Genomic DNA, 19,940 nt, shown 5'->3' with positions numbered 1-19,940 from the left:
CTGCCCCCGCACTTTGTTTGCGTTATCGACGCTTTAGCGGCGCAGGCGCCGCCAGCTCAACCGGCGGCGCTTCTTCGCCGGCTCGGTGGTTGCTTCTGGCTCACCGTCTGACTCATCGTCATCGGTGTCATCGGACTCGCCTGCCGAGTCGTCGCCGTCGTCGTCAGCGTCATCGTCGATGTCGGCACTCAGACTGACCTCGCCCAATGCGTCGATGTCAACGCCGTCAAGGTCGTCGTCGTCTTCGCTGTGCAAATCGTCGGGGTCGAAGTCGAGATCTTCGTCGTCGTCAAGATCGTCGTCGTCAATCTCGTCGTCGAGGTCGTCATCAGACTCGTCGCTCGCCTCGCCAGCGGCGTTCTCCGCAGCGGCGACCTGTGCGGCCTGATACTCGGCCAGTCGCACCGCCCACGGCACCCAGTCGGGGGCGACGAGCGCCCGCTCTCCGGGCAGGAGTTCGGCCTCAAGCACGGTCGGCTCATCTCCCGGCACGCGTGCCAAGGACACCGTCCAGAACCATCCGGGATACCCCAGCAGTGTCGTCTCGAACATCAGCGAGACCACGCCATCGGGCTCCACGATGTGACCGGCTGGCGCACCAATCGTCGCCGCCGGAGTGATTTCCAGCAGCGCGGCATACGCCAGGTCGTGCGCCGCCAGCAGGGCTGCGTCCGGCTCCACGACGGCAGGCGCGACAACAGCCTCAGCCGCGACCTCAGCCTCAGCCTCAGCCACGACAACAGCCTCAGCCACAGCCTCGATCTCGACAAGTGTCTCGGCGGGCGCGACCACAGGTTCCACCGCTTCGCCACCCACTGGTTCCGGTGCCTCGCTGGCAACGTTGGCCGCCTCGACGATCGCCGCTTCTGGTGCAGCAGACACGGCGGACTCCGCCGCGTCGTTCGCTACGACCCCTGGCGTCACGTCGGGCTCGCCCGGCGTCACGGTGTCATCTGTTTCAAACGTCAAGCTCGTCCGCCACCTTGCGCAGTACCGTTGCGACCTTGCGAGTCTGGCTTGACGACGGGTATCGGCCGTGGCGCAGGTCGCCGCCGAGGTTGTCGAGCAGCTTCACGAGGTCTTCAATAATGATTGCCATGTCATCGACAGGCTTGCGGTTCTTCTTGGCCAGGCTCACCGGAGCCTCCAATACGCGCACCGCCAACGCTTGCGGGCCACGCTTGCCCTCGGCGACGCCAAATTCGACCCGCGCGCCCGGCTTGGGCGCAGGCGAGCCGGCTGGCAGGGCGGTGACATGCAAAAACACGTCTTGGCCGTCCTCAGCCGAAATGAAACCGAATCCCTTTTCTTCGTCGTAGAAACGGACTTTGCCCGCTGGCATAGCACCCTCACTGAAATCTTGCGCCCCAATGGCGCTGAAAAGCCGGGCCAAATGACCCGCTCACCAGCCTACCCGGGTCGAGGCGAATACACTGGAGGGTGATGAGTAATGAAAATTCTGACGCTGAGGTTCCCGTCACGCGCATTGACCGCATTCTGGCGGTGTCGTCGCTGACGCTCATCGTCGCGGCTGTTCTCTGCTTTGTGGCCGTCATCATCGGTTCCATGGTCACCGTCGACTTCGGCACCCCGTTTTGGACCATCGTGAGCGGCATCATGTATTACGGCCTGCCGGTGGGCGTGATCCTGTTTTTCACACTGCTGGTGTCAAACACGGTGCGCCGCGCCAAGCTGGCCAAGGCCGCTCGCAGCGATCAGCGACGGTAGCTTCGTCATATGACGACAGACGCACGGGGGTTGGCTGTTGCCCTCGCCTCGCAGAGCGACGACGCTCTCGACCAACTCTTTCGCGAGCGCGACGTTTCGTCACGCGTCGCGTGGCGTGACTTCTTCGACGCCGCCGAGGCCCTGCTAGAGCCGGCATCGATTACGACCGGGCTGCGAGCGATTGCCGCCCCGCAGGCCGTCACGCTGCGAGCGCTGGCCGAGGGCTTACCGCTCGCCGTCACGGACGACACGCTCGTGCGCTCAGGCTTCGTTTCACCAGACGGAACCATGTACACGCCCGTTGCGAACGTCGTTCGCGATCTGGGTGCCGCCGAGACGGGTGCCGCACGCGAATCTGTCTCGTCTGAGCCCGCGGCACGCGCGGCGGAGCGTGCCTTCACCACCATCGGCAACATCGCCGATCTGCTCACGGTGCTGCTGACCAGCCCGCTTGCGCAAATCGGAACCGGTGCCGTGAGCGCGGCAGAGCGTCGTCGCCTCGCCGAAGCTAACGTCGTTGATGACGCCGAGGATGTTGACACGCTGCTGCGCGTTGGCCAGGTTGCTGGCCTTACCGCCCCGATCGATCGTCGATGGATGGCGACGCCAGCGGGCGCGAGCTGGCTTGGCGCCTCCAACCGCGAGCGCTGGGATCGTATCGCCAGGGCGGTCGTCGCTTTTCTTCCGGCGGGGATGCGCGGTGCCGACAACGCCGTCATCGCCGTGGCGGAGTGGCCCGCGGCCTACCCGTGGGATCCGGAGTGGCCGGCGCGCGCTGATCGGATTCGCACCGCACTGTTCTTGCTCGGCCTGCTGACCGCAAGCGGCGAGCCAACGCCGTGGGCTGCTCCCCTGCTCGCCGGCGGTGAACCCGATCGCGAGGCGCTCTCGGAGCTTCTCCCGCACGAGGTCGATCAGATCTACCTGCAGCATGACCTCACCGCCATCAGCCCCGGCCCCCTCGAGGCCGCTCTCGACATTCGGCTGCGCTCTATGGCAGTGCGCGAGTCCCACGCCCAGGCGTCAACCTATCGATTCACGCCGTCGTCATTGATGGATGCGGTGACCGGCGGCGAGACCGAAGAGTCGATCACCGAGTTCTTGAATCAGATCTCGCTCACGGGTATCCCTCAGCCCCTCGCCTATCTCGTGGGCGAATCGGCGCGGCGTCATGGTTCCATTCGCGTTGGCATTGACGGCGACGGCCAGCACACGCTGGTCACCGCCGAGACAAACGCGTTGATCGACACGATGGCCGTTGACCAAGCGCTGCGGCCGCTGGGTTTGATGCGCTCGGCGCGCGGTCTTCTTTCGCGCGTGAGCCGCGACACCGTTGCCGTCGCACTCGCCGACGCGCACTACCCCGTCACCCTGGTGGCCGCAGACGGGTCGCCGGAGCGATTACAGCGACACCGGCTAGCGGAACCATCGGCTGCGTCGTCGGAGGGCAGTTACGCCGAGCTCGTGGAGCGGTTGCGCGAAGCGACGGCCGACAACTCAGAAACCGCCTGGTTGGAGCGTGAGGTTGAACTCGCCGTGCGCCACCGCAGCACGGTCTCTGTCACGGTCGCCATTCCTGGTTCCGAGGCACGCACCTTCACGCTGGAGGCTTCAGGTTTTGGCGGCGGGCGCCTGCGCGGACGCGATAAGGCGGCCGATGTGGAACGCACCCTGCCGGTGTCTCACATCACCCGTATTGAAACATTGAGCTAGTCGCCGGGGGCGATTCGGCACTGCCCATCAAAACCGCGAGTAGAATTGCACGTTATGGCTAATGGCCCCCTGATCGTGCAAAGTGACCGTACCGTTCTGCTCGAGGTTGCACACCCCGATGCCGAAGCCGCTCGTCATGAGTTGGCGGTGTTCGCGGAGCTTGAGCGCGCGCCAGAACACATCCACACCTACCGTGTGACACGTCTCGGACTGTGGAATGCGCGCGCCGCCGGGCACGATGCCGAAAACATGCTTGACACGCTCAACCGGTGGTCAAAGTTTCCGGTGCCGCCGTCGGTCGCCCTCGACATTACCGAGACGGTTGGCCGCTACGGTCGCCTTTCGATTGAGCGTGACGACGAGGGCACCCTGATTTTGCGCAGCGCCGACCGCGCGGTGCTCACCGAAGTGGCTCGCAACAAGCGCATCTCTCCCCTGCTCGTCGGCCACCCCACCGAAGACACCTACGTCATCGACGCGTGGGCGCGCGGGCAAATCAAGCAGGAACTGCTGAAGATTGGGTGGCCGGCAGAAGACTTTGCCGGATACACCCCGGGCACACCCCACGAAATCGCGATGGATGAGACCAACGATTTCTCCCTCCGCCCCTACCAAAACGATGCAGTCAGCACCTTCGTTGCCGGTGGTTCCGGTGTTGTCGTGCTACCATGTGGCGCCGGAAAGACGCTGGTGGGCGCCGGCGCGATGGCCGAGACCAAGACCACGACGCTCATTCTGGTGACCAACACCGTGAGCGCGCGGCAGTGGCGTGATGAACTGCTCAAGCGCACCACGTTGACGCCCGAGGAAATTGGCGAGTACTCCGGACAGAGCAAAGAGATCAAGCCGGTCACCATTGCGACGTACCAAATTCTCACCGCCAAGCGGAAGGGTGAATACGCACACCTGGCGCTGCTCGACGCGCTGGATTGGGGCCTCATCGTGTATGACGAGGTGCACCTGTTGCCTGCGCCCGTCTTCAAACTGACGGCCGACCTGCAGGCGCGACGACGGCTCGGATTGACCGCAACGCTGGTGCGTGAAGACGGCCGAGAGGGCGATGTGTTCAGCCTGATCGGGCCGAAGCGCTTTGACGCGCCGTGGAAGGAGATCGAGGCGCAGGGGTTCATCTCTCCCGCGGTCTGCTACGAGGTGCGCATCGACTTGCCGGAATTGGAGCGCCTTGAGTACGCCGCATCAGCAGACGATGAGCGGTATCGCCTGGCCTCGACAGCGCCGGCGAAGATTCAAACCGTGCGTGATCTGGTCGCCAAGCATGAGGGTGAGCAGATCTTGATTATCGGTCAGTACCTTGACCAGATTGACACGCTCGCTGACGCCCTCAACGCACCCAAAATCACCGGCGCCACGCCCGTCGACGAGCGCGAAGTGCTGTTTCAGGCGTTTCGAACCGGAGAAATTTCGGTACTGGTCGTGTCGAAAGTGGCAAACTTCTCCATCGACCTGCCTGAAGCCTCCGTCGCTATCCAAGTCTCTGGCTCCTACGGCTCCCGTCAAGAGGAGGCGCAGCGCCTCGGACGCCTGCTGCGCCCCAAGAAATCAGGGCACACGGCGAGTTTCTACACCCTGATCGCGCGCGACACGGTGGACCAGGATTACGCCCAAAATCGGCAGCGATTCTTGGCAGAACAGGGCTACAGTTACACGATTTTGGATGCTGATTCGCTAGCGGCTTAGCGACATTCGCTCAAACCTTAGCCAATCCATAGCCTGGGGTGGCAATAATGGGGGCATGACCGCACCGCGCATCCTTATCGTCGACGACGAGCCCAACATCCGCGACCTGCTCAGCACGGGTCTGCGTTTTGCCGGATTCCAGACCCGCGCCGTTATCAACGGCGCGCAGACCATCTCCGCCGTGCTCGAAGAAGAGCCCGACCTGATCGTGCTTGACGTCATGCTGCCCGACATGAATGGCTTCAGCGTGACCAAGCGTCTGCGCGAGGCGGGCTACACGGCACCGATTCTGTTCTTGACCGCCAAAGACGACACCGAAGACAAGGTTGCCGGCCTCAACGCCGGTGGTGACGACTACGTCACCAAGCCCTTTGCCCTCGACGAGATCGTTGCCCGCATTCAGGCGATCCTTCGCCGCACCATGCAGGCCGATGAGGAGTCGATCATCCGTGCCGGCGAGCTGACGATGGATCAAGACACGCACGATGTCTACATTGGCGACACGGCCATTGACCTGAGCCCCACCGAGTTCAAGTTGCTCCGCTACCTGATGCTCAACCCCAACCGCGTGCTCAGCAAGTCGCAGATTCTCGACCATGTGTGGGAGTACGACTTCAACGGCGATGCCGGCATCGTGGAGAGCTACATCTCCTACCTGCGTCGCAAGATCGACCCGCACGCCACCGAATCGCTGATTCAGACCAAGCGCGGTTTCGGCTACATGCTGAAGACCTCGAAGTAACATCACCGCACTCTCCCGAAGTAGGAGGCGCTCCTTCTGGACGACTCACCCGATACGCTGACGCGCTGGTGGCGCGGCGTCAGCTTGCGCGCGAAGGTCACGGGTGTCACCGTCGCGGTGCTGGCGATCGGCCTGTTTTCGGCCGGCGTCGGCGCCGTTCCGTTCTTGCATTCTGCGTTCATTCAGCAGATCGATGACTCGCTGAAGCAGCAGGCGTCCACGATCACCCCCGAGCAGGTGTTCGAAATCACCGAGGCCGATGGGCAGTTGACCTTCTCACCGCGATCGACGGTTCCGGGCACCATGCCATTCACCGCGATCTATGTGAACGATCAGCTTGTCGCGGCTGCCGGTGGTTATGGTTACGAAGAGCCCGCCATCCCGTCAACGCTGCGCCTGGACATCGGGCCGCAGCGCGACAGTGCTTCTGACCTCGCCTCCGTCGATGGCAAGCCCGCGGCGTTTCGCGCGCGCGTCGAGCTGGCGACGGTTCCGACCTCGCAGGGCGATGTGCTGGTAAGCCAGTTGGTCGCAATCCCCACCGCCGATGTCGACCGCTCGGTCGGCACGTATCTCGGCATTTTCGGCATCCTCGCTACCGTCACGATCATCGCGGTCGGCATGCTGACCCGCTGGCTCGTAACCCTGACCTTTCGGAGTCTGGGCCAGGTGGAATCGACCGCTATGGCAATCGCGGCCGGCAACTTCAGTCAGCGCATGGCGGGTGCGGAACCACGCACCGAGGTTGGCAGACTGAAGACGGCCATCAACACCATGCTGGGGCGGATGGACGCCGCTCTCGCGCAGCGCGATGCGAGCGTGCGACAAATGCGTCGCTTCGTCGGCGACGCAAGCCACGAGTTGCGCACCCCGCTGGTCACGGTTCGCGGCTACGCCGAGCTGTACCGCATGGGCGCCATTCGCGGTGAAGAAGACACCGCCCAGGCCATGGATCGCATCGAAAAAGAAGCCATCCGCATGGCTGCGCTCGTGGAAGATTTGCTGGCCCTCGCCCGCCTCGACGAGAAGCGTCCACTGACCTTCGCGGCCGTCGACCTTCGCCCCATCGCTCGCGACGCGGCGATGGATCTACGCGCCCAGGCCCCCGACCGGCCGGTCACTGTCTTCACCGAGCGTCAGCCTCCGACGGCACCCATTGCTGTGCAGCACGGCAAAGAGCACGGAACATCGTCGCACCCCCGCAAGGGGCGTGCGCCTGCCACGGCGGCTTTCTCGCTTGCCGAGGCCACCCTGCAGCGGTTGCGGCGGCGCCCGCGCCCGGCGGCCGCACCGGGCGAGGTACAGCCGGTGATGGAAGAGGCTATTCTGCCGCCGCCTGCGCGTGACCCGATTGTGCTGGGCGCCGAAGACAAGATTCGTCAGGTTGTCGCGAATATTGTCGGCAACGCGCGTCGCTATACGCCCGAGGGTTCACCGATCGAGTTCGCCGTGGGTGTGGATGAGACCGAAACCATGGGATGGATTGCGATCATTGACCACGGCGACGGCATTCCCGATCAGATGAAGTCGCAGATCTTCCAGCGGTTCTGGCGTGCCGACACGTCACGTACCCGCGAAACGGGTGGTTCCGGTCTGGGGCTCGCGATCGTCGCCTCGATCGTCGAGGCGCACCACGGCAACATCGCCGTCGAAGATACCCCGGGCGGCGGTGCGACCTTCCGCATCTCCTTCCCGCTGGCGTCGCGACCGGAGGCTGCCGAACACCTCAACATCGAGACGCAGCCGCTGCAGCGGCTCACGCAGGCAGACATTGATGAGATGTCTGCCGAACTCGGCGAGAGCTAGCCAACGCTCCTCCCCAACGGGGCTCCGTGGCGCCTCTCTCCCCCGCTCTGCTGGTTCCGCTCTGCTGGTTCCGCCGCGCTCCTAGCGTGGTGTGAAACAACAGAAAGGACCTCTCATGGCCGTCTTCTCAGTAGATTCCGAAGCAGTTATTTCGGCAACCGCCACCGCCCGAGCAACGGCAGAACGGGTGCGCACCGACGTCGCCTCGCTCGTTGCCAACCTGCAGGCGCTGCAGGGCTCCTGGTCGGGTGCAGCATCGATCGCTTTTCAAGAAATCTTGGAGATGTGGCGTGCAACGCAGCGTGAGGTTGATACCTCACTCGACCGCGTCAACCTCGCGCTGGACAGCGCTGCCCGGCAATACAGCGACGCCGAGCAGGCCAACCTCAGCCTGTTTCGCGTGTAGTCGGCTGCTGGCCCGGCTCATCCCCTCGAGTCGGGTCAGCCTGCTGCCTGCTGCCTGCTGCCTGCTGTGGTCGGCATCTTGCCTGACGTGGTCAGTCCGCCGCCTACTGTGCGTCGTCAATCCATCGCAACACCCGCAGCGCCTGCAGCGTCACATTGCGTGAGGGCTCTCCCACCGGCTCGTCGATCTCAAACCAGACTCGTCCGGGGAGGTGGTGATCGTTCAGCCAGCGACCGTCAGGCTGCTGTTTGGAGCGCACCATCGCAACGGCCTCGGCGAGTCGAGGGTCGGGGCTTGTTCGGTCGTGCTCAGACGCGAGGCGGAAGTAGTCGAGCGCTCGGAGCGCGGAGTAGGCGTGGCGCGGAATCGCGAGAAAGTTTGTGACCCACGGTGCGACAACTTCGCCCGTTGAGAGCGAATACATCAGGTGTCTGGCGAGCAGGTATTCTTCGGCCCGGTGGCGGGTAGCGATCAACTCGTCGGTGGCTAGTCCTGCTTGTTCGTAGGCGAGGAGGGCATAGAGGGCGTTGAGGGTGGAGTGAAAGCTGGAGCGCGTTGACCCCGATTCCCATTCACAGTTGAAGCCGCCGTCTGGCAGGGTGTGATCTACAAACCATCGCGCGAGTGGTGCCATGTCGACACCGAGCCAAATACCGTTTTGCAGGGTGAAGGCGTTGATACAGACATCGACCTCACCACCCCAATAGGGCAGGTTGTCGTACTCCCAACGACTAGTGGTCGCAAGCTTCTCCGCCGTGCCTTCGAGGGCGGCCGCGTCCACGCCCCACGTGCGCAACATGTTGAGCGACCAGGTTGTTGCCGTCCACGGCTGCCCCGGCTCGGCCTGCCAGTCATTCGCACCCGGAAAGTACGCGCCGCCCGCCCACTGGCCGTCATCGTCTTGCTTGGCGAGGAGCTCAGCGCCATAACCTTCGGTCATGGTTCGCTCTCGCGTGCGGTTCCACGTCGAGAGCGGAGCATCAAGCAAATCGCGCTGAACTTGAAACTGCAGGGAGGGATCTGCCTCCAGCAGCCAAGCCGTCACATCGTCGTGCACCATGAGAGCCAATTTTACGCCTGTAATTCACTTTGCACAGTGGCCAGGCACATTAGCGACATAAAGCGAGGGCCCCGACTTTCGTCGAGGCCCTCGCTTGATCTCAGCGATCAAATGGATTAGAAGTCCATGCCACCGGTCGGGTCACCAGCAGGTGCGCCAGCCTTCTCCGGCTTGTCTGCCACAACGACCTCGGTCGTCAGGAAGAGGCCTGCGATGGATGCAGCGTTCTGCAGTGCCGAACGCGTCACCTTGGCGGGGTCGATGATGCCCTGTGCGAACATGTCACCGTACTCGCCGGTTGCAGCGTTCAGGCCCTGGCCGCTCGGCAGCTCAGCAACCTTGTGCGCTACAACGCCCGGCTCCAGGCCAGCGTTGAGAGCGATCTGCTTGAGCGGAGCCTCGATCGCAACGCGAACGATGGCAACACCGGTAGCCTCGTCGCCGACGAGCTCGAGGCCCTCCAGCGCCGATGCGGCCTGCAGCAGCGCGACGCCACCACCGGGGACGATGCCCTCTTCAACGGCAGCCTTTGCGTTGCGCACGGCGTCTTCGATGCGGTGCTTGCGCTCCTTGAGCTCAACCTCGGTTGCAGCGCCTGCCTTGATAACAGCAACGCCACCGGCAAGCTTTGCCAGGCGCTCCTGCAGCTTCTCGCGGTCGTAGTCGCTGTCGGTGTTCTCGATCTCGCGGCGGATCTGGGTCACGCGACCTTCGATCTGCTCTGCCTCGCCAGCACCCTCAACGATGGTCGTCTCATCCTTGGTGATGATGACCTTGCGAGCGCGACCCAGCAGGTCAAGCGTTGCGTTCTCAAGCTTGAGGCCGACCTCTTCGGTGATGACCTGGCCGCCGGTGAGGATAGCGATGTCCTGCAGCTGAGCCTTGCGGCGGTCACCGAAGCCGGGAGCCTTAACGGCAGCCGACTTGAAGATGCCACGGATCTTGTTGAGAACGAGCGTTGCAAGTGCTTCGCCCTCGACGTCCTCAGCAATGATGACGAGCTCCTTGCCGTCCTGGATGACCTTGTCAACCACGGGCAGGAGGTCCTTGATGTTACCGATCTTCTGGTTAGCGATCAGGATGTACGGGTCTTCGAAGACCGCTTCCTGGCGCTCCGGGTCGGTAACGAAGTACGGGTTCAGGTAGCCCTTGTCAAAGCGCATACCCTCGGTGAGCTCAAGCTCGGTGCCGAACGTGTTCGACTCCTCAACGGTGACAACACCTTCCTTGCCAACCTTGTCGATGGCCTCGGCGATAAGTGCACCAATGGCCGGGTCGGCGGCCGAGATCGATGCGGTTGCCGCGATCTCTTCCTTCGACTCGATTTCCTTTGCGTTCTCAAGCAGCTGAGCGGTGATGGCTTCAACAGCCTTCTCGATACCGCGCTTCAGCGAGATGGGGTCAGCGCCGGCTGCGACGTTGCGCAGACCTTCGCGCACTAGTGCCTGAGCGAGAACCGTAGCGGTCGTGGTTCCGTCACCAGCGACGTCATCCGTCTTCTTGGCAACTTCCTTGACGAGCTCAGCACCGATCTTCTCGTACGGGTCGTCGAGCTCGATTTCCTTGGCGATCGAGACACCGTCGTTCGTGATCGTGGGAGCGCCCCACTTCTTCTCGAGCACAACGTTGCGACCGCGCGGGCCAAGGGTTACCTTGACGGCGTCAGCCAGGATGTTGAGTCCGCGCTCGAGGCCACGACGTGCCTCCTCATCGAAAGCGATGATTTTAGCCATGAGTCTTTCGTCCCTCCTGGACGTCGGCGAATCAAATTTTTAGCACTCAGTGATGGCGAGTGCTAACACCCATTCTGGCACTCACCCCTGGGGAGTGCAAGCCAGATAGATCAGCCCTGGGCGGACAAAAAGTGCGGTCGACTCAACCGGCAGGCGCGAAATCGGCGCCGATCACGATCGTCAACTGAGCAGACTCATTGGTGTCGCCCACCTGATAGGCGTCACTCTCATCGATCAGCGCGTCACCCATCAGCCCCGCGAGGCCGAGTGCCGGGCTCTGATCGCCAGGCAGCGGGTAATAGACCGTGGTGTGCTCGAAATCTTTGTCGTCAGAATCGATCGAGAAGATCTTGTCTTCTGTCCACCCATTGGCCAGCAGAATCTGCGTAACCTCGGCGGTCTTTTCTGCATCGGGGGTGGCGTTAAGAATAAGCACCGAATAGTTCGTGTCGATGCGGGCCTCAATCGGAGCCTGCGTAATCGACGACTCCGGAGAGGCGCTGTCACCGAAGGTGATCTTGCCCATCACCACAAGGGCGCCAAAGACGCCACCGACAAACAGCACAACCGCTGCGACCGATGCCCACAAGAATGTCGCCCAACCTCGGCTACGCGGTAGCTCGGCGCGGTGTGCTCCGACGCGGCCCTTGTCGCGGGCTACATCATCGAAGCGATCACGCGGGAAGTTCGAAGGCACCCGATGATGCTACCGAACCCAACCTAGAATGCTCGGCAGATTCTCCCAGCAACGGTGCGCGACCTCCGCGCTGGCGCCGCACTCGAGCCGCCACAAATGGTTCCGCCGCGATCGCCGAAGGCTGCGCACTGACCCGCGCGAGCACCTGGTAGTAGCGCACCGCAGACATACCCCACAGCGCCGCGATCTGCTGCTCCTTGGCGGCGGAATGCTGCGGCCACCTCGCCTCAAACTGCAAGATGCCACGCGCGTCGATGTCGACTGCACTGGCAGGGGCGACAGTGTCGAGGGGCGGAACCACGGTGGAGGTGCTCATGACGCCAGCGTATGACGAGCCTCCGACATTGCTTCGGTCGCCGTTCGGCTAGCTGGCCGCGTCGGGCGATGCGAACCATTCGATCCAACGCCCCAGCGGGTCTGCTGCCGCCAACACCACGCCGTTGCGCGCGAGCGCGAAGCCATCGCGGGGCACGCGCGCCGCCGATGTGACCCACGCCTCATGAAGCCCTGGCGCGTCGAGGGTGATCCACTCGTCGGCCACGTGCTGTATCTCGGCGATCAGACGCTCCCGGCCGGCGCGCGGAATATGCGGCAGCACACCGGGAGTCGTCACCACAATGCGTGCACCGGTCGGCGCCCGGTCAACGACGCTGTGCAACATCTCGACGGCGTCGCCCGCAACCATGACGGGTGGTTCCGCCGCCACGATGTCGAGCGCCGCGGCGATTCGCTCTTCTCGGCCGCTCTCCCCCGGCCACACCAGCGCACGAAGCCATGCGCGGTCGGCGCTGTCTCTCGCATCGAGCGGATTGACATCAATCCCTGCGCGCCACACGATATCGGGTTGATTAAGGGGCGGAACCTGCGTGCCGCGCAGCGCAGATTCCAGCGTCACGGTGCTGCCTGGTTCCGGCGCCCATTCGGCGACCAGACCGGTGTCGTCGACGTAGCGGTAGCCGTAACGGTCGGGGTAGAGGCATAGGCCCGCGGAGGCTCCCACCTCGATGAGCGCGATGGGCGCGGCGATATCGGCGAGTGCGGGCATGAGCGCCGCGCAACGCAACGGTTCATTGGTTTGCACCGACCGGCCAACTCCCGCCTGCAGAATTTCTGCGCGGTGCATCAGCACCCAGTCGCGCCACGAGGTTCCACTCGTCGCAGGCGCGCCGGCCAACCGCATCACCGCAAACACCAGCGGAGGTTGACGCCGCTGCGGCTCAAATTCGGCGATGACGGCGGCCACCGCCTCATCCGTCGCAACGGTGTGAGCCCACGCCTCATAGAGTTCGCTGCGGCCCGGCGCCTCTTCGGCGGCAAATCGGGCGTAGCGCTGCTGAACCTCGGCGATGCTCACTCCCCTATTGTGGCGGCAGCGGCACCAGTGTCGGCGGCAGGGGTGACAATAGAAGAGAAAGAAGGAGCGACATGACGTACAACGTGAACAAGTCCGAGGCCGAGTGGCGCGAACAGCTTGACGCTAACCAGTTCGCGGTGTTGCGCGAAGCCGCTACCGAGCGCGCCTGGACGGGCGAGTTGCTCGATGAGCACCGCGCAGGTCTATACACGTGTGCGGCGTGCGGTGCTGAGTTGTTCAAGAGCGGAACCAAGTTTGATTCAGGTTGCGGATGGCCGAGCTTCTACGAGTCGGTGCGCCCCGAAGCGGTCGAACTGATTGAAGACAACTCACACGGCATGGTTCGCACCGAGGTGCGGTGCGCCGCATGCGGCAGCCACCTGGGTCACGTCTTTCCTGACGGATTCGGAACGCCGACGGGCGATCGCTACTGCATGAACTCACTCGCGCTGTCGTTCACGCCCGAGGGCGAAGACGCAGCCGAATGAGCGTGCGCGATGCGGTGCTGGCGCGCCGGTCGTGGTCAAAGGTCACCGAAGACGCGCCGACCCATGAAGATGTTCTCGCGCTGGTCGAGGCGGCCAGCCGCGTTGCCGACCACTCCTCGCTGAGCCCGTGGCGGGTGATCGAGTTGCGCGGCGCTGATCGTGACAAGCTCGGCCGCGCCATCAACAAGGCCAACGGCGACAAGGGTTCATCGTCAAAGCCGCTGCGCGCACCGCTGCTTCTTGCCGTCGTGTTCTCGCCGCACAAGAGCGGCAAGGTTCCGTCGTGGGAGCAGGAGGCCGTCGCCTCAGGCGTCGCCCACGTGCTCAGCCTGATGCTCGACGATGAGGGGTGGGGCGTGATTTGGCGCACCGGCGGGTACACCCGTTCGAAGGCCGTCGCCAAGATGCACAATCTCGGCAAGCGTGAGCAGCTCATGGGGTGGCTCTATGTGGGCGGCAAGCCGGAGGGCAAGCGTGAGTCGCGGCGCAAGACGACCGACCCACGCAAGAAGGTCAGCTCGATCTAGGCGGGCCGTGATGAGGTGCTTCTGGCTAAGCAACGCTCGGTCGGGCCGTGCTTATACCGTGTCGCGCTTATGCCGTGTCGCGCCGTGCTTAGCCGCGCCCGTGTTTAGCCGCGCGGCCGGCGGCGCAATTATCGCCACGGCACAGTGGCCGTCACGACGGCCGCGAGGGCGAGCGTCACCATCAGCGTGGATTGCCACCACGCCGGCGGGTTTGACGCAGGGAAGAATGCGTCAATGATGACCGAGGCCGCGAGCTGGCCGACGACGCTTGCCAGCCCCAAAAGCAATACACCGATGCGGTGGACGACGGCGGCCGACACGAAAATGTATGCGACGCCCATCACCCCGCCGACGTACAGCCATGGTTCCGTTGGCCACGGATTCGTCGGCCCGGCGATGCTGACCGAGATGAGGGCGGCGATGGTGAGCACCGCGGTGCCGCCGATGAAGTTCATCAGCGTCGCGGTCATCGGGTTGCCGACGAGCATGCCGAGACGGCCGTTTGTTGCCTGCTGGTAGGCGATGCCGACGCCAACGCCGAACGGCATAAACAGAATCCACCACGGCGTTTGAGCGAGCAGGTCGCCGGTGAGTACGACGGCGACGGAGACGAGCGCGAGCGCTGCCCCCGCGGCACGGCCAACAGTGACCGCCACGGCGCCCGCGGGGCCGTAACCGATGCGGTCGATGATGAGGCCGGTGACGGCTTGACCGGCGACAATGCCGACGGTGAACAGTGAGACACCAATGATGCCCACCGTTAGACCCTGCGTCGCGACGGAGAACGCCCCGGCGAGGCCGCCGGTGAGCAGGAACCACGGGATGCGCCGTTCGCGCACGCCCGTGACGAGGCGTTGGGCGCCTGAACGACCCGATTTTGTGAGTGTGGTGATGACGATGAGGGCGGCAAGTCCCGAGGCGAACGAGATGAACCCGGCGACGATACCGTTGTCGAGTCGGGTGCCGAGGTTGCCGTTGATGCGCGCCTGAATCGCGGTTAGCGCCCCCACCGCGACGGCGGCCAGCATGCCCATCCAGAATGCCCGGCGGCCCGCTACCGCGGTCACGTCGCACTCAGTTTCTGGGCTTCACACACGCTCTCCACCGTATCGCCTTGCAGCCACGTCTCGTGCCGCACGGCCTCGCCAAACGCTTCGCCAGCCTGCTGGTTCCGCCCATGCCGAAGGCCCCGCCTTCCCAGTGTTTTCTACGGAAGGCGGGGCCTTTGATTCAGAGCCGACTACGGGACTCGAACCCGTAACCCCCATATTACAAGTATGGTGCGCTACCAATTGCGCCAAGTCGGCAGAGCAACCAGCATACCGGTTGCTCTGAGAGCTCACGTACCAGGGGCGGGCGTAGGCTCTTCAGTCGGTGCGGGCACCTCCGTGCTCTCCGGAGCGGGAGTCTCGGTCGCGCCGTCGCTCGGCGAAGGCGTGGGCGAGGGGGTGCCGTAGAACGCGTCAGATGAGGCCTTAAGAACCGCCTGCGCAAACTCCGCAGCGTTCTCCGGGCTGCCAACGTACTTCTCGTCGTCGACCATCACCAAGAACGAGCCATCAAGCTTGACCTTCGACTCGCCGACCTTCTTGCCTGCGACCGAGTCGGTCTGCTTCTTGGCCCACGCCGTGAACGTCTCGTCTTCGATGCAAGCACGAATCTGCTTGGGCTTGTCGGCGCCAACAGCGATCGCGAGGTCGGCAAGCTCGGCGTCGGTGTAGCCCTCGGTCTCCAGCGGAGGCTGCGTTGCCAGCAACTCGTGGTGGAACGCGAAAACATGATCCGGCGAATACGTTGCCACGCAACCCGTCGCCGCCATCGCGCGCACCGAGTACTTGGTTCCGTTCGACTGGCCCGTCACCGTCGCGATGGGGTAGTACGTCAGTGTGATGGCGCCGTCACGCACCCACTGTGCGAGCTGCTTGGCGTTGGCGACCTGAAAAGCGGCGGCGTCAGCGTCGTGGTAGTCCATGTAAATGCTGACGTTGAGAGGTTCTGCGGTGGGCGTCGGCTCCGGAACCGCGTCGCCGGTGGTCTCGTCGGTCGCCTCTGCCGTGGGCTCGGGTGTCGGAGTCGGCGTGGTGATGGTTCCGTTGCCCGCCGAGGTGGGGGCAGACACCAGCTCAACGTCAACGACAAAGCCACCGTTGACCAAATTCTTCGGCTCCGACAGCGGTTTGCCCGTCTCGCCTGCCACCACATTGGTGACGACAAAGCCGATGCCAACGATGAGGGCCAGCACGACAACACCGATCACCGAACGCCAAATGAGGCGGGAGCGCTTTTGTTGCGCGGAGACCAGCAGGGCCTTCTCACGCACGGCGTCGCGGCGCGATTCGGGCGCACCGGAGGCAGCCGGGGTCGCCCCCGTGGCGGTCGGAACGATACCGGTTTCTGGCTTCGCTTCGGAGGAGTTTTCGTTCTCCGCCTGCGTACCTTCTGCTTCTTCGTTTGACATGACACCTCAATTTCGACCCGACGGGCTCGGGCGTTTGCCGCTATAGGCAACCTCTCTAGGGTAGTCCGACACGCTGAGAAATGCCCAGACGAACGGATTCTGCGGCCTGTGAACGGTACGAAATGCTCAGAAAATTCATCGGTCATGAGTCGCCTCCATCTGCCATACTGGTCTCGGCCCAACGACGGGCCACGGTGGGTAACCCTGCCGCGCTTCACAACGGATCGTCCGGCACGTACCTGCCGGTGAAGGAGAAAACTGATGGCATCTGTAACCTTTGACGCCGCTACCCGCGTCTACCCGGGAGCAACGCGAGCGTCGGTTGACAAGATCAGCCTCGAGGTCGGAGACGGTGAATTCCTCGTTCTCGTCGGCCCCTCGGGTTCCGGAAAGTCCACCGCACTGCGCATGCTTGCTGGCCTTGAAGAGGTCAACTCGGGTCGCATTCTGATCGGTGACCGCGACGTTACCGACGTGCCGCCGAAAGACCGCGACATCGCCATGGTCTTCCAAAACTACGCGCTGTACCCGCACATGACGGTCGCCGAAAACATGGGCTTCGCACTCAAGATCGCCGGCGTCAGCAAGGAAGAGCGCGCCGCCCGCGTGCTCGAAGCTGCCAAGCTGCTCGACCTTGAGCCGTACCTGGCCCGCAAGCCGAAGGCACTCTCCGGTGGTCAGCGTCAGCGTGTTGCCATGGGTCGCGCTATCGTTCGCGAACCGCAGGTGTTCCTCATGGACGAGCCGCTGTCCAACCTTGACGCAAAGCTGCGTGTGCAGACGCGTACGCAGATCGCATCGCTGCAGCGCCGTCTCGGCGTCACCACGGTCTACGTCACCCACGACCAGACCGAGGCCCTCACGATGGGTGACCGCATCGCCGTGCTGAAAGACGGTCTGCTCCAGCAGGTCGGCACGCCGCGCGAGTTGTACGAACGCCCCTCCAACGTCTTCGTTGCCGGCTTCATCGGCTCCCCCGCCATGAACCTGTTCGAGACCTCCATCGCCGATGGCGGCATCGTCTGGGGCAACGAAATTGTTCCGGTCGAGCGCGAAGTGCTCGCGAAGGCATCGGGCGACAAGGTCACCGTCGGCATCCGCCCCGAAGACCTCGTTGTCGCGGGAGCCGGCGAGGCTGTCCTGCCCGTAACGATCGACCTCGTCGAAGAGCTGGGCGCTGACGGCTACCTGTACGGCCGCGCACACGCAGGTTCCGAGATCGAGCACGAAATCGTCGCTCGCGTCGACGGCCGCGACCACCCCAACGCTGGGGAGAACATCACCCTGCGCGCCGTTCCCGGACACATTCACGTGTTCGACACCGCAAGCGGTGAGCGCCTCACCGAAAAGGCCATCGCCTCAGCGTAATTTCACGCCTCAACGACGCGGCGCAGGGGGTTTTCCCTTGCGCCGCGTCGCTGATTGACCCGGGAGAAACCGTGTCGGAATCTTTGACCATCACCGCCAGCGCGATCGACCCTGGGCTGCTTGATCTGCCCTGGTCAACACCACTGGGCCAATGGCCCAGCAGCACGATCGTTTCGCTGCCTAAGGGCCTCTCGCGCCACCTCGTGAGATTCGCAAACCTCTCCGGCCGCGTGGTCGCGGTAAAAGAAACGACCGAGGCGATGGCCACCCGCGAGTATGAAATGCTCGGCAACCTGCAGCGCCTTGATGTGCCGTGCGTTGAGCGTGTCGCTGTGATCGCGGGGCGCACGGCAAAAGACGGAACCACGCTGCCCGCTGCGCTCGTCACCGCACACCTGCGCTTCTCGATGCCGTACCGTGCGCTGTTCACCGGCGTGCTCAAGCCCGACACCGCCAACCGCCTCGTCGACGCGCTAGCCGTGCTCATGGTGCGCCTGCACAACGTCGGCTTCTATTGGGGAGATGTTTCGCTCTCCAACACGCTGTTTCGCCGCGATGCCGGGGCTTTTGCGGCCTACCTCGTCGACGCCGAGACAGGTGAGCTACACGAGACTGGTCTGACCGAAGGCCAGCGCCTGTATGACCTCGACCTTGCCCGCACCAATATTGCCGGCGAGATCTTCGACCTTGAGGCCGGCGGCCGTCTTGAAGAGTCAACCGATGCCATCGCGATCGCCGACCGCCTCGTGAGCTCATACCACTCGCTGTGGCATGAGCTCACCGACCAAGAGACCTTCCCGCTGACCGAGTCGTGGCGCATCACCGAGCGAGTCGCGCGCCTGAACGAGCTGGGCTTCGACATCGACGAAATGTCGATTCAGACGACGAACGACGGAACCACGGTGGTGATTCAGCCGAAGGTGGTCGACGCCGGGCATCACGCGCGTCGCCTGCTGCGTCTGACGGGCCTCGATGTCGAAGAGAACCAAGCCCAGCGCCTCCTCAACGACCTCGACGAGTTTCGCGCGCGTTCCGCTCGTGTCTCCTCCGATGAAGAGATGGCCGCCCACGAATGGCTTACCCGCGTGTTTGAGCCGGTCGTCAAGGCGATTCCGTTTGAACTGCGCGCCAAGCTTGAACCAGCCGAAGTGTTTCACCAGGTCCTCGAGCACCGCTGGTACATGTCGCAGGCACGAAGCGCGTCGGTTCCGCTGGCCGAGGCGCTCTCCAGCTACATCTCAACCGTGCTGCGCCACCGTCGTGACGAGGCGACCATCATGGGCCCGCCCACCGAAACGACAACGCTACAAATGATCACGGCCGATACCGTCGCCGAAGACACGGACGACGACGAAGAAGCGGGCGATTGGCGCGACCTGGTGTAGGTGACGTCAAAAACGGGTGACCGTCGTGCCGCAGATGCGGCAACGACGGTCACCCGTTTTATGGAACCGCGGCTCAGTAGCCGACGGTGAACCGCTCGCCGCGGTGGCGGGGGTTCTCGATCTCGTCGAGAACAGCCACACCAAAGTCGGCGCCCGAAATGTTCGATTCGCCATCGGCGTCGACAACGAGAACGTCGCCACCGTCACGGTAGGTGCCGGTGCGGGGGCCGTCGTTCCACGGACCGAAGCCACCGGCCGGGTGAATGAAGAACCAGTCGTGAGCGCTGCCGGTCTGCTGCAGGTCGTCGAGCACGGCAATCATTTCGAGGGCCTCAGCCTTGAATTCTTCGGGGAAGCCAGAGTCGACCAGGCGAGGGCCACCCTCGGCGACCAGGGAGCCGCCGGCACCGCCGACAACACCGACACGAACCTCTGCAGGCAGTGCGTCAATAACGTTCGCGATGGCAGCGCGCGTGGCGCCAGCCATGTCACCACGGGGCGAGGTTGCAAAGACAACAACGTCGGCACCCTCCGCAACAGCAACGATGCCCTGCGGGTCAAGAATGTTGCCTTCGGCGTAGAGCACGCCGTCCTGCCGCTCAGCCGGAAGCGTGCGCGCCACCGAGACAACCTGGTGTCCACGGGCGACAGCTTCCGCCACGATGTTCTTACCGGCGTAACCGGTTCCGCCGATAACCACAATGCGAGCCATGAGAGTCCCTTCGTTTGCTTGCCATCGTCACAACGTACATGCGCCCCGCATCATTCCGATACGGG

At 63.8% G+C, this 19,940-nt stretch carries 20 protein-coding genes and 1 tRNA gene; 10 read left to right on the top strand and 11 right to left on the bottom strand.

Features of this window, described 5'->3' with window-relative positions; all coding sequences use genetic code 11:
- Positions 1-33 precede the first annotated feature (33 nt).
- Both FVP60_RS07095 and FVP60_RS07090 read right to left on the bottom strand, forming a co-directional pair.
- Positions 34-969 (bottom strand): DUF3027 domain-containing protein, encoded by a 936-nt coding sequence (locus tag FVP60_RS07095; RefSeq protein ID WP_246132512.1) that lies wholly within the window; start codon positions 967-969, stop codon positions 34-36.
- Complete coding sequence (locus FVP60_RS07090) at positions 959-1,342, bottom strand: cold-shock protein (protein WP_147825594.1); 384 nt, start codon at positions 1,340-1,342, stop codon at positions 959-961. Before FVP60_RS07090 ends, FVP60_RS07095 begins: the two co-directional genes overlap by 11 nt.
- Before the next feature lie 101 nt (positions 1,343-1,443).
- Between FVP60_RS07090 and FVP60_RS07085 the strand changes: the two genes are divergently transcribed.
- From FVP60_RS07085 to FVP60_RS07060, 6 genes are all read left to right on the top strand, one after another.
- Positions 1,444-1,728, top strand: coding sequence for a multidrug ABC transporter ATPase (locus FVP60_RS07085; protein ID WP_147825593.1), 285 nt, complete (start codon positions 1,444-1,446; stop codon positions 1,726-1,728).
- A 9-nt stretch (positions 1,729-1,737) separates the two neighbouring features.
- Positions 1,738-3,441 carry a helicase-associated domain-containing protein gene (locus tag FVP60_RS07080; RefSeq protein ID WP_147825592.1) on the top strand — a complete coding sequence of 568 codons (1,704 nt, stop codon included), beginning with the start codon at positions 1,738-1,740 and terminating at the stop codon, positions 3,439-3,441.
- 54 nt (positions 3,442-3,495) lie between these two features.
- Complete coding sequence (locus FVP60_RS07075; protein ID WP_147825591.1) at positions 3,496-5,139, top strand: DNA repair helicase XPB; 1,644 nt, start codon at positions 3,496-3,498, stop codon at positions 5,137-5,139.
- Between the two features lie 55 nt (positions 5,140-5,194).
- Positions 5,195-5,881 (top strand): response regulator transcription factor, encoded by a 687-nt coding sequence (locus FVP60_RS07070; protein ID WP_147825590.1) that lies wholly within the window; start codon positions 5,195-5,197, stop codon positions 5,879-5,881.
- Positions 5,882-5,965: 84 nt separating this feature from the next.
- Positions 5,966-7,687 carry a sensor histidine kinase gene (locus FVP60_RS07065; protein ID WP_246132511.1) on the top strand — a complete coding sequence of 574 codons (1,722 nt, stop codon included), beginning with the start codon at positions 5,966-5,968 and terminating at the stop codon, positions 7,685-7,687.
- A gap of 115 nt (positions 7,688-7,802) precedes the next feature.
- Complete coding sequence (locus FVP60_RS07060) at positions 7,803-8,093, top strand: WXG100 family type VII secretion target (protein WP_147825588.1); 291 nt, start codon at positions 7,803-7,805, stop codon at positions 8,091-8,093.
- A 103-nt stretch (positions 8,094-8,196) separates the two neighbouring features.
- On the opposite strand, the gene FVP60_RS07055 is transcribed toward FVP60_RS07060, so the two are convergent.
- The 5 genes from FVP60_RS07055 to FVP60_RS07035 all read right to left on the bottom strand — a co-directional run bounded on the left by FVP60_RS07055 (position 8,197) and on the right by FVP60_RS07035 (position 12,937).
- Positions 8,197-9,153, bottom strand: coding sequence for a prenyltransferase/squalene oxidase repeat-containing protein (locus FVP60_RS07055; protein ID WP_147825587.1), 957 nt, complete (start codon positions 9,151-9,153; stop codon positions 8,197-8,199).
- A 116-nt stretch (positions 9,154-9,269) separates the two neighbouring features.
- A complete protein-coding gene (gene groL / locus FVP60_RS07050; RefSeq protein ID WP_147825586.1) occupies positions 9,270-10,886 on the bottom strand; it encodes a chaperonin GroEL in 1,617 nt (538 codons plus the stop codon).
- Positions 10,887-11,028: 142 nt separating this feature from the next.
- Entirely contained in the window at positions 11,029-11,583 is a 555-nt protein-coding gene (locus FVP60_RS07045) for a LytR C-terminal domain-containing protein (RefSeq protein WP_147825585.1), read from the bottom strand.
- Positions 11,561-11,899: a DUF3263 domain-containing protein gene (locus tag FVP60_RS07040; protein ID WP_147825584.1), complete on the bottom strand. Its 339-nt coding sequence runs from the start codon at positions 11,897-11,899 to the stop codon at positions 11,561-11,563. The genes FVP60_RS07045 and FVP60_RS07040 overlap by 23 nt, the downstream gene beginning before the upstream one ends.
- 48 nt (positions 11,900-11,947) lie before the next feature.
- Positions 11,948-12,937 (bottom strand): DUF2332 domain-containing protein, encoded by a 990-nt coding sequence (locus FVP60_RS07035; RefSeq protein WP_147825583.1) that lies wholly within the window; start codon positions 12,935-12,937, stop codon positions 11,948-11,950.
- Positions 12,938-13,008: 71 nt separating this feature from the next.
- Between FVP60_RS07035 and msrB the strand changes: the two genes are divergently transcribed.
- Both msrB and FVP60_RS07025 read left to right on the top strand, forming a co-directional pair.
- The gene (gene msrB, locus FVP60_RS07030) at positions 13,009-13,425 is read left to right on the top strand and encodes a peptide-methionine (R)-S-oxide reductase MsrB (RefSeq protein ID WP_147825582.1); all 417 of its coding nucleotides are present in this window, start codon (positions 13,009-13,011) and stop codon (positions 13,423-13,425) included.
- A complete protein-coding gene (locus FVP60_RS07025) occupies positions 13,422-13,952 on the top strand; it encodes a nitroreductase family protein (protein ID WP_147825581.1) in 531 nt (176 codons plus the stop codon). The genes msrB and FVP60_RS07025 overlap by 4 nt, the downstream gene beginning before the upstream one ends.
- A 128-nt stretch (positions 13,953-14,080) precedes the next feature.
- Here the strand turns inward: FVP60_RS07025 and FVP60_RS07020 are convergent, their stop codons facing one another.
- The 3 genes from FVP60_RS07020 to FVP60_RS07010 all read right to left on the bottom strand — a co-directional run bounded on the left by FVP60_RS07020 (position 14,081) and on the right by FVP60_RS07010 (position 16,410).
- Positions 14,081-15,019, bottom strand: a complete 939-nt coding sequence (locus FVP60_RS07020; RefSeq protein ID WP_342779452.1) for a DMT family transporter — start codon at positions 15,017-15,019, stop codon at positions 14,081-14,083.
- Positions 15,020-15,186: 167 nt separating this feature from the next.
- Positions 15,187-15,259 (bottom strand) — tRNA-Thr (locus FVP60_RS07015).
- A 32-nt stretch (positions 15,260-15,291) separates the two neighbouring features.
- Positions 15,292-16,410, bottom strand: a complete 1,119-nt coding sequence (locus tag FVP60_RS07010) for a thioredoxin domain-containing protein (RefSeq protein WP_147825580.1) — start codon at positions 16,408-16,410, stop codon at positions 15,292-15,294.
- Positions 16,411-16,671: 261 nt separating this feature from the next.
- Here FVP60_RS07010 and FVP60_RS07005 point away from each other — a divergent pair, with 261 nt between their 5' ends.
- Both FVP60_RS07005 and FVP60_RS07000 read left to right on the top strand, forming a co-directional pair.
- The gene (locus FVP60_RS07005; protein ID WP_147825579.1) at positions 16,672-17,778 is read left to right on the top strand and encodes an ABC transporter ATP-binding protein; all 1,107 of its coding nucleotides are present in this window, start codon (positions 16,672-16,674) and stop codon (positions 17,776-17,778) included.
- A 71-nt stretch (positions 17,779-17,849) separates the two neighbouring features.
- On the top strand, positions 17,850-19,163 hold the full coding sequence (locus FVP60_RS07000) for a DUF4032 domain-containing protein (RefSeq protein WP_147825578.1): 1,314 nt from the start codon (positions 17,850-17,852) through the stop codon (positions 19,161-19,163).
- Positions 19,164-19,236: 73 nt separating this feature from the next.
- Here FVP60_RS07000 and FVP60_RS06995 read toward each other — a convergent pair whose 3' ends face one another.
- Positions 19,237-19,875, bottom strand: a complete 639-nt coding sequence (locus tag FVP60_RS06995; RefSeq protein ID WP_147825577.1) for an NAD(P)-dependent oxidoreductase — start codon at positions 19,873-19,875, stop codon at positions 19,237-19,239.
- Positions 19,876-19,940 lie beyond the last annotated feature (65 nt).

Source organism: Microbacterium mitrae, from assembly GCF_008017445.1.
Taxonomy (GTDB): Bacteria; Actinomycetota; Actinomycetes; order Actinomycetales; family Microbacteriaceae; genus Microbacterium; species Microbacterium mitrae.
This window is presented reverse-complemented; position numbering and strand designations above follow the sequence as displayed.